Raw genomic sequence first — 13,943 nt, 5'->3', positions numbered from 1 at the left:
GCATAAAGCTGATTGGTATTCTGGTGCAATTTTTACTTCACAAAAACCAACTCAGCAAGCTCGTATCATTATAAAGCCATAAAAAAAGATGGCAGTGGCCATCTTTTTATAAAACTCATTAAATCGATATATTAAGACACTTTTTCAGGTGTTTCACACTCGATATAAATCTCACCATCTTTAACGTCGATATGCGCTATGCCACCGGCTTCAAGCTTACCGAATAGGATTTCATCCGCTAATGGGCGTTTAATCAATTCAGTCACCACACGGCTCATTGGACGCGCTCCCATGTCTTTGTCGTAACCTTTCTCAGCAAGCAAAGTACGGGCTTCATCACTGACCTCTAAGGTGACACGTTTATCATCTAACTGAGCTTGAAGTTCAACTAAGAACTTGTCGACCACTTTGGCAATCACGGTTAAGTCTAAATGGTTAAACCACACAATCGAATCTAACCGGTTACGAAACTCAGGTGTGAACACTTTATTGATTTCAGCAAGCGCATCTTGGGTATGATCTTGCTGTTGAAAGCCAATCGATTTACGAATGGTTTCTTGCACGCCCGCGTTGGTTGTCATCACTAATGTGACATTGCGAAAATCAGCTTTACGGCCATTGTTATCGGTTAAGGTACCGTGATCCATAACCTGTAGTAACAAGTTATATACTTCAGGATGCGCTTTTTCAATTTCATCTAAAAGCACAACACAATGTGGGTTTTTAATCACAGCATCGGTCAATTGACCACCTTGATCATAACCGACATAGCCTGGAGGTGCGCCTATCAAGCGTGAGACCGCGTGGCGTTCCATGTACTCTGACATGTCAAAGCGAATTAGCTTTAAGCTTAACGCGGCGGCTAATTGATTGGTCACTTCCGTCTTACCCACCCCTGTAGGGCCTGCAAATAAGAAACTACCAACCGGCTTTTTATCGCTACCTAAACCGCTGCGAGAGAGACGGATAGCAGCTGATAAGCTCTCAATGGCCTTATCTTGGCCAAAAACCACCATCTTAAGGTTCCGCTCAAGGTTTTTAAGTAAGTCCTTGTCAGACGAGGATACCGACTTTTCAGGAATACGCGCAAGTTTAGCGATAATGGCTTCGATTTCAGCTTGGCCAATGGTTTTCTTGCGTTTGCTTGCGGGCATCATCACCATGCGAGCACCCGCTTCATCAATGACGTCAATCGCTTTATCTGGCAAGTGACGATCATTAATGTGCTTGGCGGATAAAATAGCCGCGCTGCTGATTGCTGCTTGGGTATAACGAACACCATGATATTCTTCGTATTTAGACTTTAAACCCATCAAAATTTTAGTGGTTTCAGCAACAGAAGGCTCATTGACATCAATTTTTTGGAAGCGACGCGCCAATGCCCGGTCTTTTTCAAAAATACTTTGATATTCCTGGAACGTGGTTGAACCCATGCAACGTAATTTGCCACTAGACAATAATGGTTTGAGTAAATTAGAGGCATCCATGACGCCGCCAGAGGCCGCACCAGCGCCAATAATGGTATGAATTTCATCGATAAATAAAATGGCATGTTCATCTGCGGCTAGTTCTTTGAGCAAGCTTTTAAAGCGTTTCTCAAAATCACCACGGTATTTGGTACCCGCTAATAATGAGCCCATGTCTAATGAATACACAGTGGCATTCGCCATCACTTCAGGCACTTGCTTATTGACAATACGATAGGCTAACCCTTCGGCAATAGCAGTTTTACCGACACCGGCCTCACCCACTAACAAGGGATTGTTTTTGCGGCGACGACATAATGTTTGTACCGCACGCTCAACTTCTGCATCGCGGCCAATGAGTGGGTCAATGACCCCGTCTATTGATAACTGATTTAGGTTGGCTGCAAATTGCGACAACATGCTGCGATCTTCAGCTGACTCAGATTGATCTTCTGAATGTTCACTGCCGCCATCATCGGCTTTTTCTTCATCTTTTGAAAAACCGTGGGAAATGTAATTAACCACATCTAGACGAGTAATTTCGCAACGACGTAATAAATACACCGCCTGTGACTCTTGCTCACTGAAAATGGCAACCAAAACATTGGCTCCGGTGACTTCATTACGCCCAGATGATTGAACATGAAATACTGCTCGTTGCAAAACACGCTGAAAACCCAATGTTGGTTGGGTTTCTTTTTCATCTGCACTATCTGCAATAATTGGCGTGGTTTGTTGAATAAAATTATGCACTTCTTCACGAAGTTTATTAATGTCGGCCCCACAAGCAATCAACGCCTCATAAGCTGCGGGGTTGTCTAATAGCGCTAATAATAAATGTTCTACCGTCATGTACTCATGACGCGAATCTCTAGCTTGCTGAAACGCTAGGTTCAAGGTGACTTCTAAGTCTTTGTTCAGCATAAGCACCCCCTCAAATTAACCACAAACTGCAGAGTAAGATTATTATGTCTTAAGCTACACTATTCTTTCTCTAAACTACACAGTAACGGATGTTGGTTTTCTCTTGCAAACTGATTTACTTGTAACACTTTAGTTTCAGCAATGCCGAATGGAAAAACACCACAGAGTCCTTTTCCTTGGTGATGAATAGCTAACATGATATCCACTGCCTGCTGTTCATTCTTATCAAAGAAACGTTGTAACACTTCAACGACAAAATCCATTGGCGTGTAATCATCATTATTTAAGACTACCTTATAGAGATTGGGTCTTTTAATGTCTGATTCAACTTTTTCTTCAACTTTTTCAATGCTGCCTATTTTAGCCATGCTTTAATACTAGCCTCTCATTTCAATACCGACCACATGATAATAATAAATTAATTTAATGTTGTCTTTTTGTTAATTTCTGCTTGACTTCTTTTCGTACAAATTTCATTCTGTTTGTCAGGCGGCGTTTAAAGACCGCTGAATAATAAGTTTTACTATCTTACTGGTAAGTAGACAAAAGAAGGAAGTGGAAGTATGGCAAGCGGAACTGTTAAATGGTTCAACAACGCCAAAGGATTCGGGTTTATTTGCCCAGATCAGGGTGGCGAAGATGTATTTGCGCATTATTCAACTATAGAAATGGAAGGTTACCGTACGCTTAAAGCGGGACAACCAGTTTCTTTTGAAATAGAAGCAGGCCCTAAAGGGATGCATGCTTCAGCCATTTCACCAACTAATTAGTTGGATGGAACTATAAAGCAAAAAGACAGGGATTTTAATCCCTGTCTTTTTTATTTTTAGTAAATAAATTTGAAAAAAAAAACGCGCCCAACTAGGCGCGTTTTTTATTAGCTTAAGTAATGTCTTACGCCAAAATTAAACTGTTTAACGTTTTGCTTGGGCGCATTGCTTGTTCAGCTTTAACAGCATCTAAACGGTAATATCCGCCTAAATCAACTGCTGGGCCTTGTGCTTCATTAAGTTCAGCAACAATAACCGCTTCATTTGACAATAAGTCTGTCGCTAACTTTGTAAACTTAGCGGCAAGAACTGCGTCAGTCGTTTGTGCTGCAAGTGCTTGTGCCCAGTAAAGTGCTAAATAGAAATGCGAACCACGGTTGTCTAACTCACCCACTCTGCGTGATGGAGACTTATTACAATCAAGGAATTGACCGATAGCCACGTCTAACGCATCGGCAAGTACTTGCGCTTCTGTATTGCCCGTTGTTTGGCTTAGGTGTTCAAGTGAAGCTGCAAGTGCTAAGAACTCACCTAAAGAATCCCAACGCAAGTGGTTTTCTTTTTCAACTTGTTGCACGTGTTTTGGCGCTGAACCACCTGCACCGGTTTCAAACAATCCACCACCGTTCATTAATGGCACGATAGATAGCATTTTGGCACTTGTGCCTAATTCAAGGATTGGGAATAAATCTGTTAGGTAATCACGTAAAACGTTACCGGTAACAGAAATTGTATCTTCACCTTTAATGATGCGATCTAATGTGAAACGGGTAGCATCTACTGGTGACATAATACGGATATCTAACCCAGCAGTGTCACTGTCAGCTAAATAGGTATTCACTTTTTTGATGATCTCAGCATCGTGAGCACGGTTGCTGTCTAACCAAAATACCGCAGGTGTATTGCTTAAACGTGAACGCTTAACAGCAAGTTTTACCCAGTCACGGATTGGGGCATCTTTCACTTGGCACATGCGGTAAATATCGCCCGCTTCAACCGCGTGGCTCATAATGACATCACCCGCTTGATTGATAACCTTAACGGTACCAGCTGCTGTGATTTCAAATGTTTTGTCGTGGCTACCGTATTCTTCTGCTTTTTGCGCCATCAAACCTACGTTAGGTACACTACCCATTGTTGTTGGATTGAATGCACCATTGGCTTTACAGAATGCGATAGTCTCTTGATAAACACCGGCATAACAACGATCTGGGATCATCGCTTTAGTGTCTTTCAATTGACCATCTGGGCCCCACATTTGGCCTGAAGAACGAATAGCTGCAGGCATAGAAGCATCAATAATGATGTCACTTGGCACGTGTAAGTTGGTAATACCTTTATCTGAATCAACCATAGCAAGTGCTGGACGTGCAGCATAAACTGCAGCAATATCTGCTTCAACTTCAGCACGCTGTGCGTCTGGTAAAGATTTAATTTTGGCATATACATCGCCAAAACCATTATTAACATCAACGCCTAACTCAGCAAACAAGGCACTGTGTTTATCAAATACCGCTTTAAAGAACACTTTAACGGCGTGACCAAATAAAATCGGATCAGATACTTTCATCATCGTTGCTTTCAAGTGAAGCGATAATAAAATATCTTCTGATTTAGCAGCTTCAATTTCATGGGTATAGAATTCAATTAATGCTTTCTTACTCATTACTGCAGTATCAATCACTTCGTCAGCTAATAACGCTAAACCTGATTTTAATACTTGCTCGCTGCCATCGGCTTTCGCCAAAACGATACTGACTTTGTCAGCAGCCGTTAACGTCACTGATAATTCGCTGCCATAAAAATCGCCTTCGTTCATATGAGCAACGTGTGACTTAGAATCACTCGCCCATTTACCCATTGAATGTGGGTTTTTCTTGGCGTAATTTTTTACAGACGTTGGCGCACGACGATCTGAATTGCCTTCACGTAATACAGGGTTTACTGCACTGCCTTTAATTTTGTCATAACGTGACTGAGTTTCTTTCTCAGCGTCAGTTTTTGGCTCATCCGGATAGTTTGGAATGTCATAGCCTTTAGCTTGAAGCTCAGCAATACACGCTTTTAACTGTGGCACTGACGCGCTGACGTTAGGTAATTTAATGATGTTAGCTTCAGGCTGGTTAGCTAATTCACCTAACTCCGTTAATGCATCAGCAATTTTCTGATCTGCTGTTAAATTTTCAGGGAAGTTAGCAAGCACACGACCAGATAAGGAAATGTCACGTGTTTCAACTTTAACGCCAGCGGCATTAGTAAAGGTACGAATAATAGGTAACAGAGAAAGTGTCGCTAATGCTGGTGCTTCATCGGTTTCAGTATAAATAATCGTTGGAGAGTTATCTTTCATGGTTTTTCCTACATTATTGTAAATTAATAATTTATTAGAATATTTTGGTGCGGATATAAAGTCGATTTCACGCTTATGTCATCATGCAAGCATAATCTGTATACATTGATGAAATGAAGTTGAGCCAATACACCCTATTAGTGAGTACCCATTAAATGTGCATCGCTAACCTGTGTTATTTGTTCCAACGCTGGTGAAATCCCCAATCCCATTTTTTATTATTATTAGTACTTGCTGCATTGCTTTAGATACCAAGCAATGAAAAATCAGTTACTTGCTTCATAGCAACCGTTGAGCTTTCATCGTCAAAAATCATATCGAAAGATCAATTGTCACTGGTACAGTAAACCCATTTTTTAAAAAAATTAGGTGCAGATCACAATTTTCAGGCCAACATCATAGAGCATTCTGAATAATATTCAAATTCCACTTATGGCGAATAAGCAGTAAACTTGTTTCTGTTCATTTTATTTTACTGTTTTAATGCTGATTAAACTTAAGTTAACCCTTGGTTTTCAATAGCCGACTTTACTTTGGCTAAATTGAGACAATTGCATAAACACACAAAGGCTTTCAGTTCCCATTATGGCGATTCCCGCAAATAAAAAATCGACTAAAAAACCGCTCAACAGTAAAGCATCTAAAGCTGCTTCAAATTTTTTTGCTGATAAAAAACAAATATATAAAAAACCATCTCCTACTTCACCTCACTCGGGTAAAGTAAAGCCAAGGCCGTCAAACCCAGTCATTGTGTTGTTTAATAAACCCTTTGATGTGCTATGCCAGTTTACTGACGAAGCGGGCAGGCAGACCTTAAAAGATTTTATCCCCATAGCCGATGTTTATGCCGCGGGACGCTTAGATAGAGACAGTGAAGGATTATTACTACTCACTAATGATGGCCAATTACAGGCAAAAATTACCCAGCCAAACCAAAAAACATTTAAAACCTATTGGGTACAAGTTGAAGGCGAGCCTACCCAAGATGCGATAACCGCGCTTCAATTAGGCGTTGAATTAAAAGACGGTAAGACCTTACCTGCAAAGGTACGTTTAATGCCTGCACCTGATGTTTGGCCACGCACACCTCCAGTAAGAGAGCGCAAAGCGATCCCGACCAGCTGGTTAGAAATTCAAATATGCGAAGGAAAAAATCGCCAGGTAAGGCGAATGACGGCACATATAGGTTACCCGACTCTTAGATTAATCCGTTATAAAATAGGTCAATGGTGTTTGGATGATCTTCAAAGTGGTGAATTTTCGGTACTGCCAGCAAGCAGTACATAACGGCAATAAAGCGGCGTATAAACTAGGCTTATTACTATTACAATCATGATCAATTTAAGAGAAATTTATGAGCCCGCGATATAAACCTAACACCACCGTGGCTACTGTCATTCATTGTAGCGGTAAGTTTTTATTGGTTGAAGAATGGATTGATGGACAAATACGTTATAACCAGCCTGCTGGGCATCTAGAAGCTAACGAGACCATTATAGCCGCCTGCAAACGTGAAGTACTGGAAGAAACAGGCCTTAATATCACCCCATCTGGGTTAGTCGGCATTTATCAATTTACCGCCGCCAATGATGTCGCATTTGTTAGGTTTAGTTTTTGTGTCGAGCTACCTGTGCAGGTCACTGCTATTCCACAAGACAGCGCAATTACTGCTACCCACTGGTTTACACGCGATGAAATAAGTTCAAAATCGACGCAAATGCGCAGCCCATTAGTGCTTAAATCTATCGATGATTTTTTAGACCAACAAGGCCAACATTACCCGCTAGATGTGCTGAATGCAGACTACTTTTGAACGCGGTATACATGAAACACACAAAACCAGCTTCAAGATAGCCCCAAAGGCTAATGCGTGATAGAATATGCGCCGCAGAATTTACACAATTTCCCTTTTTGCAATGCCCTAAAAGGGCGTTTCATTGATACACTGAACGGTTTATAGGATCTATGACATCAATCACACCCACTAATGGTAAAAAAGTCATCGTTGGCATGTCCGGCGGTGTGGACTCTTCAGTTTCAGCTTATCTGCTTATGCAGCAAGGCTATGAGGTTGAAGGTCTATTTATGAAAAACTGGGAAGAAGATGACACCGATGAATATTGTGCTGCCAGTGATGATCTTAAAGATGCACAATCGGTTTGCGACAAGCTAGGTATTAAATTACATACTGTCAACTTTGCCGCTGAATATTGGGATAATGTTTTTGAGTACTTTTTAGCCGAGTATAAGGCTGGCCGTACACCTAACCCCGATATCATGTGCAACAAAGAAATCAAATTCAAAGCGTTTTTAGAATTCGCTGATGAAATTTTAGACGCTGATTACATCGCTATGGGTCATTATGTCCGCCGACGTGACAATGCCGATGGTACTACCCAAATGCTACGTGGTGTTGATGGCAATAAAGATCAAAGCTATTTTTTATACACGCTTAGCCATGAGCAAGTCGCACGCAGCTTATTCCCTGTCGGCGAGCTAGAGAAACACCAGGTACGTGATATTGCTAAAGAAATGGGTTTAATTACCCATGACAAAAAAGACAGTACAGGTATTTGTTTTATTGGCGAACGTAAATTTACCGACTTTTTAGCCACTTATCTTCCTGCCTTACCAGGTAACATTGAAACCGCTGAAGGTGAAGTTATTGGCACCCACCAAGGCTTGATGTACCACACTTTAGGTCAACGTAAAGGCTTGGGGATCGGCGGCTTAAAAAACAGTAATGACGACCCTTGGTATGTAGTTGATAAAGACTTAGACCGCAATGTGCTTGTGGTTGGCCAAGGTGGTCATCATCCATTGTTAATGTCTGTTGGCATGATAGTGAATCAGTTAGATTGGGTAGATCGTAAAGGCCCTGCTGATGCAAGCAGTATCAGCGTAAAAACTCGTTATCGTCAACGTGATGTTAACTGCAAAATCAAACACATCAACAATGACACTATCGAAGTCATTTTTGATGAACCTGTTGCCGCTGTTACACCTGGGCAATCAGCAGTATTTTATGATGGTGAAGTATGCTTAGGCGGCGGCATCATTGATAATTTAATTAAGGAATAGGTAAGCCGCACAGTGACTGACAATATATTATATGAACGCACTATGGCTTTTGCAGGCATTTTACAGGCCATCGGGCAAGTACAATATATCGCCCGCCATGGTGAGAGTGACGAGCAAGCCCTAGCGGCAAGCCTTAATACTATTTTGGTGACTAATCCTGATGGTATTACCGATGTGTATCCTGATAAGGATTTATTGGATAAAGGCTATCAGCTTATTCAAAACCAACTAGGTGACGGCAGCAATAAAGACGTTGAAACGACGCGTTATCTGGTTGGTGTATTGGCATTAGAGCGTAAGCTATCTCGCTCACCTAACGGCTTAGGTATGCTTGCTGAACGTATAAGTCAAGTGCATCGTCAACTACACCATTTTGCGATTACCGATGAACAAGTATTGGCTAATTTTGCCAGTATTTACAGCGATGTGATTAGCGCCCTTGGCCCTAAATTACAAATTTCGGGTAATCCTGCATTTTTAAAGCAAACACATGTGCAGCATAAAATTCGCTCCCTATTATTATCGGCTATGCGCAGCGCGGTACTGTGGCGTCAATTAGGCGGCAAACGTCGCCACTTAGTGTTTGCTCGTAAAGCAATATTTGATATGGCTATCAGCAGCCAGCAAAAATAAATAATTCGAATCACCCTACAATATAAAAGTTCATCAAGGAGCTTCAAATGGATCTTTCCGCACTGACTGCTATCTCGCCGGTAGACGGTCGCTATGGTAGTAAAACCGCCTCATTAAGAGGGATTTTCAGCGAGTTCGGTCTTACTAAGTACCGCGTACAAGTTGAGATCAACTGGTTAAAATTGTTATCTAGCTGTCCTGACATTGAAGAAGTGCCACCGTTCAGTGAAACAGCACTGGCTTTATTAGACAGCATCAAAGATAACTTCAGTGAGCAAGATGCATTACGTGTTAAAGCTATCGAAAGCACCACTAACCATGATGTCAAAGCCGTTGAATACTTCATTAAAGAACAAATTGCTGACAATGCTGAATTAGTCGCAATAGATGAATTTGTTCACTTTGCTTGTACATCTGAAGACATCAACAACCTGTCACATGGGTTAATGTTAAAAGAAGCACGTGAATTAGTGCTTGTTCCTCAGTGTCAGCAAATTATTGATGCTATTAAAAAACTAGCCCATGACAATAAAACCGTGCCTTTAATGTCGCGTACCCATGGACAACCAGCCTCACCTTCTACCTTAGGTAAAGAAATGGCTAACGTGGTTGTCCGTTTAGAGCGCCAATTGAAGCAAATTAAAGCCGTAGAAATTATGGGTAAGATTAATGGTGCGGTAGGTAACTATAACGCCCACCTATCAGCATACCCAGAAGTAGATTGGCATGCATTGTCACAACGTTTTGTGACCAGTTTAGGTATTCATTGGAATGCTTACACCACTCAAATTGAACCGCATGATTATATTGCAGAGCTATTTGATGCTATCGCGCGCTTTAACACCATTTTAATCGATTTCGATCGTGATATTTGGGGCTATGTGGCATTAGGTCACTTCAAACAACGTACCATTGCTGGTGAAATTGGTTCTTCAACCATGCCACATAAAGTTAACCCTATCGACTTTGAAAACTCTGAAGGTAACTTAGGCATCGCCAATGCATTAATGCAACACTTAGCGGCCAAATTACCGGTTTCTCGCTGGCAGCGCGACCTTACCGACTCAACGGTATTACGTAACTTAGGTGTGGGTATTGCACATTCATTGATTGCATATCAAGCCACGTTAAAAGGCATTAGCAAGCTAGAAGTCAACGAAGCGCATCTTCGTGCAGAATTAGATGTTAACTGGGAAGTACTTGCTGAGCCCGTGCAAACCGTTATGCGTCGTTATGGCATTGAAAAGCCATATGAGAAGCTAAAAGAATTAACCCGCGGTAAGCGCATAGATGCACAACAATTAGCGGTATTTATCGATGGACTTGAGCTACCCGCTGAAGTAAAAATCGAACTTAAGAAAATGACCCCAGCTAATTACATTGGCCGTGCAGAAGCCTTTGTTGACGAACTAAAATAAGACGTCAGCTGAGGTGTATTAACCTCACTGAATCTAGCGGCAGTTCGATATTCGAGTTGCCGCTTTTCTTTTATAATGCTTTCACACCGAACAGAGAGTAAGACCATGTATCAATTAACTTTTGACACCCAAGCATTCATAAAAAAGCACTGGCAACAAACCCCAGTAGTATTAACACAAGCCTTCGAGGACTTTGTTGACCCTATTGCCGCAGATGAATTAGCTGGTCTTGCTTGTGAAGAAGAAATTTCATCACGTATTGTGGTCACTGAAGCAAACCAGAATCAATGGAACGTTATTCAAGGTCCATTTGAAGATTATGATGCTTATGGTGAGACCCACTGGCAACTGTTAGTTCAGGCCGTTAATCATTGGTATCCAGACTCGCAACCATTAGTTGATGCTTTCCGCTTTTTACCTGATTGGCGTTTTGATGATTTAATGGTGTCCTTTGCGACCCCATTAGGCGGAGTCGGACCACACATAGATAATTATGATGTGTTTATTATTCAAGGTGAAGGTGAACGTCGCTGGAAAGTGGGTAATAAAGGCGATCATAAACGTCGAGGTGGTGACGAAAACTCGCCATTAGTAGAAGATTTTGAGCCGATTATCGACGTGGTATTGAAAAAAGGTGATGTGTTATATATCCCACCTGGATACCCACATTGCGGTGAAACCTTATCTTTAGCAATAAGCTATTCAATAGGTTTCAGGGCACCAAGCCAACAAGAGTTGCTAACTCAGCTAGCGGATTCACTGATTGATAACAACAGTGGCCACCAGCGTTTCACCTCAGACTCAGAAGCCCTAGAACCAGGAATAGTGAGTCAAGAACAACAACAAGGGATTATGCAGCTATTAGCTGAGCTGGCTACCCAACCTGAAAAATATCAAACTATGTTAGGTAAGCTATTAAGTCAAAATCGTTTTGAGCTTGATATTTGTGAAGGTGAAGAGCCGCTTGATTTAGAAGAATTACAACAAGTCATTGAAGATGGCGCCAGCATATTGCGCATTGGCGGCTTAAAAGTATTACGTTTAGAAAATGATAATATTAGCCGCTTGTTTATTAATGGTGAAGTGTTTGCACTTGAAAATGTTACCGAAGCAGAACTTGTCAGCTTTGCTAATACTGTGAATTTAGACAATGAACTTGCTGCAACAATGTTCGACAATTTAGCGATTGCAGAACTATTAGTTGAGCTGATAAATCAGGGTCTGTATTACCTAGCTGAGTAATGTTTAAACTCATTTGAATAAAATAAAAAAGGCACTCAATGTGCCTTTTTTAATCTATAAACCCAGTCAACATATGTTACTAAAATTTACGATCAGAGCTTACGTTCAGAGCTTAAGACCAAAGCTTTTCATCTTCATGCATTCTGTATAGACTTTCTGCACGAGTTACCAATAAATTAGCAAATTTAAGCTGGGTCTGATCACGCGTTGCACCAGATTTATGTAAATTTTCAGCTTTAAGTTGCCACATCATTGAAAAGTGACGCATTGCTTCACGAGCTGTTTTAGCCACTTTCACATCGACATAATCTGTAGGTAAATCACCAGACATCACCCAAAAGGTTTGTTTAGTCGGTTGTTTAGAATCCATCTTCCAAATCGCTAAATAAGGTGCAAGGTAACGACTTTCTTCTGCATACACTTTATTTGGCAGCACACCTTTTTCAGCTAAAAAACGATTGGCTTTTTGAAATTGTGTTTTTACCCAATCTTGTCTTAATGCTTCTTGATCTACAGCGGGTGTTGCAACCTGCTCAACTACTTCATCAGTCATAACACTTCCTATCTTATTGTTATCACGCATTCGTCGGTCATAATTCAAGCACCAACGACACTTAATTTAACACACATCCTAAAATACTTTACGTTTACGTAAAGTGGCAAGCAAAATTGCCAGCTTAATTTCAAAATTTACGACATCAGGCTTTGTTGAGAGTATCGCTAAATGCTATCTTGCTGCAATACCAAATAACGAATTTGGTACATATTTGATATTTTGACCTTAGACCATACCAAAGTAGTACTAAGCCATTGGTGTAGCTCAATCTACCCTTGCTGAATTGTTACTTTTACTCTTGTCTATTCCTGTGTTCAAGTATTGTCAAATATGCTAATAATTAAGTGTTGGAAAACTAACACACGACCCAAAGCAAGTGGAGAATTTACGTGGCGGTATTTAATCATGTCTCGTTTGATGAGCACGAACAAGTGGTGTTTTGTCATGATAAAGAAAGTGGCTTAAAAGCCATTATTGCGGTGCACAATACCAACAAAGGCCCCGCTGTGGGTGGTTGTAGAATGTGGAATTATCAATCTGATGATGAAGCATTGACAGACGTCTTGCGTCTTTCTAGAGGGATGACATATAAAAATGCCCTTGCTGGTTTAACTATGGGTGGAGGTAAAGCCGTTATCATTGCGGATCCTAAAACCACAGACCGTGAAAAACTGTTCCTCGCTTTTGGTCGTTTTGTTAATAGTTTAGGCGGAAAATACTACTCTGCGGAAGATGTTGGCGTATCCACATCAGATATGATGATAGCCAACCGTGAAACCCCTTATGTAGCAGGACTTGAAGGCAAGTCAGGTGATCCTTCGCCGTTAACAGCTCTAGGTACCTATTTAGGCATTAAAGCGGCCATTAAACACCAACGTGGAATTGATAGCTTAGAAGGTATTAAAGTGTCAGTTCAAGGTGTTGGCCATGTCGGATACTATTTGTGTAAACATTTACATGAAGCCGGTGCAAAACTCATTGTTACTGATATTCATCAAGCGTCTCTTGACCGTGTCGCAACCGAGTTTGGTGCTACCCTAGTAGAGCCGCAGGATATCTACAACCAAGATGTTGATGTGTATGCACCTTGTGCCTTAGGGGCAACGTTAAATGACATTACATTACCTTTATTAAAAGCCACTATTGTCGCAGGTTGTGCCAACAATCAACTAGCTGAAGTGCGTCACGGTGAAAAGCTCAAAGAAATGGGTATTTTATACGCACCTGATTATGTGATTAATGCCGGTGGTATTATTAATGTCTCTTTTGAAAATAACTATGATAAAGCAGCTGCAACCGCTAAGGTTGAGCAAATTTATCAAACATTATTAACTGTGTTTACTCGCGCAGATGCTGAAAACCGCACAACAGGTTCAGTCGCCGATGAAATGGCTCGTGCCATTATTAATGCAGGCCGTTAAATCAGTTCAAAGTAATGATTGTTACATATTCATTACCCAAGCAGGATCAAAAAAGGGAAGCATAGGCTTCCCTTTTTGTTAC

The 13,943-nt window shown here is 41.1% G+C and carries 12 protein-coding genes; 8 read left to right on the top strand and 4 right to left on the bottom strand.

Annotated features, from left to right (window positions below):
• Positions 1-131 precede the first annotated feature (131 nt).
• On the bottom strand, positions 132-2,390 hold the full coding sequence (gene clpA, locus ACRWQL_RS18700) for an ATP-dependent Clp protease ATP-binding subunit ClpA (protein ID WP_434926386.1): 2,259 nt from the start codon (positions 2,388-2,390) through the stop codon (positions 132-134).
• Between the two features lie 59 nt (positions 2,391-2,449).
• Positions 2,450-2,758, bottom strand: coding sequence for an ATP-dependent Clp protease adapter ClpS (clpS, locus tag ACRWQL_RS18695; protein ID WP_434951544.1), 309 nt, complete (start codon positions 2,756-2,758; stop codon positions 2,450-2,452).
• A gap of 195 nt (positions 2,759-2,953) precedes the next feature.
• Between clpS and cspD the strand changes: the two genes are divergently transcribed.
• Positions 2,954-3,160, top strand: a complete 207-nt coding sequence (cspD, locus tag ACRWQL_RS18690) for a cold shock domain-containing protein CspD (RefSeq protein WP_226415349.1) — start codon at positions 2,954-2,956, stop codon at positions 3,158-3,160.
• Positions 3,161-3,284: 124 nt separating this feature from the next.
• On the opposite strand, the gene ACRWQL_RS18685 is transcribed toward cspD, so the two are convergent.
• On the bottom strand, positions 3,285-5,510 hold the full coding sequence (locus ACRWQL_RS18685; protein WP_434951542.1) for an NADP-dependent isocitrate dehydrogenase: 2,226 nt from the start codon (positions 5,508-5,510) through the stop codon (positions 3,285-3,287).
• Between the two features lie 585 nt (positions 5,511-6,095).
• On the opposite strand from ACRWQL_RS18685, the gene ACRWQL_RS18680 reads away from it, so the two are divergent.
• From ACRWQL_RS18680 to ACRWQL_RS18655, 6 genes are all read left to right on the top strand, one after another.
• On the top strand, positions 6,096-6,797 hold the full coding sequence (locus ACRWQL_RS18680) for an rRNA large subunit pseudouridine synthase E (RefSeq protein WP_434951541.1): 702 nt from the start codon (positions 6,096-6,098) through the stop codon (positions 6,795-6,797).
• A gap of 67 nt (positions 6,798-6,864) precedes the next feature.
• Entirely contained in the window at positions 6,865-7,323 is a 459-nt protein-coding gene (locus tag ACRWQL_RS18675; protein WP_434951539.1) for an NUDIX hydrolase, read from the top strand.
• A gap of 152 nt (positions 7,324-7,475) precedes the next feature.
• On the top strand, positions 7,476-8,591 hold the full coding sequence (gene mnmA / locus ACRWQL_RS18670) for a tRNA 2-thiouridine(34) synthase MnmA (RefSeq protein WP_434951537.1): 1,116 nt from the start codon (positions 7,476-7,478) through the stop codon (positions 8,589-8,591).
• Between the two features lie 12 nt (positions 8,592-8,603).
• Positions 8,604-9,224 (top strand): high frequency lysogenization protein HflD, encoded by a 621-nt coding sequence (gene hflD / locus ACRWQL_RS18665; protein ID WP_434951535.1) that lies wholly within the window; start codon positions 8,604-8,606, stop codon positions 9,222-9,224.
• A gap of 47 nt (positions 9,225-9,271) precedes the next feature.
• Entirely contained in the window at positions 9,272-10,642 is a 1,371-nt protein-coding gene (purB, locus tag ACRWQL_RS18660) for an adenylosuccinate lyase (RefSeq protein ID WP_226415337.1), read from the top strand.
• 105 nt (positions 10,643-10,747) lie between these two features.
• Entirely contained in the window at positions 10,748-11,884 is a 1,137-nt protein-coding gene (locus ACRWQL_RS18655) for a JmjC domain-containing protein (protein WP_434951533.1), read from the top strand.
• Between the two features lie 112 nt (positions 11,885-11,996).
• Here ACRWQL_RS18655 and ACRWQL_RS18650 read toward each other — a convergent pair whose 3' ends face one another.
• Positions 11,997-12,437 (bottom strand): DUF4826 family protein, encoded by a 441-nt coding sequence (locus tag ACRWQL_RS18650; protein WP_235084457.1) that lies wholly within the window; start codon positions 12,435-12,437, stop codon positions 11,997-11,999.
• A 392-nt stretch (positions 12,438-12,829) separates the two neighbouring features.
• On the opposite strand from ACRWQL_RS18650, the gene ACRWQL_RS18645 reads away from it, so the two are divergent.
• Positions 12,830-13,861, top strand: coding sequence for a Glu/Leu/Phe/Val dehydrogenase dimerization domain-containing protein (locus ACRWQL_RS18645; RefSeq protein WP_434938029.1), 1,032 nt, complete (start codon positions 12,830-12,832; stop codon positions 13,859-13,861).
• Positions 13,862-13,943: the final 82 nt, after the last annotated feature.

The organism is Shewanella sp. HL-SH4, from assembly GCF_051164845.1.
GTDB classification, from domain to species: Bacteria; Pseudomonadota; Gammaproteobacteria; order Enterobacterales; family Shewanellaceae; genus Shewanella; species Shewanella glacialimarina.
The sequence above is the reverse complement of the archived record's forward strand: the minus strand, read 5'-3'. Positions and strand labels throughout refer to the sequence as shown.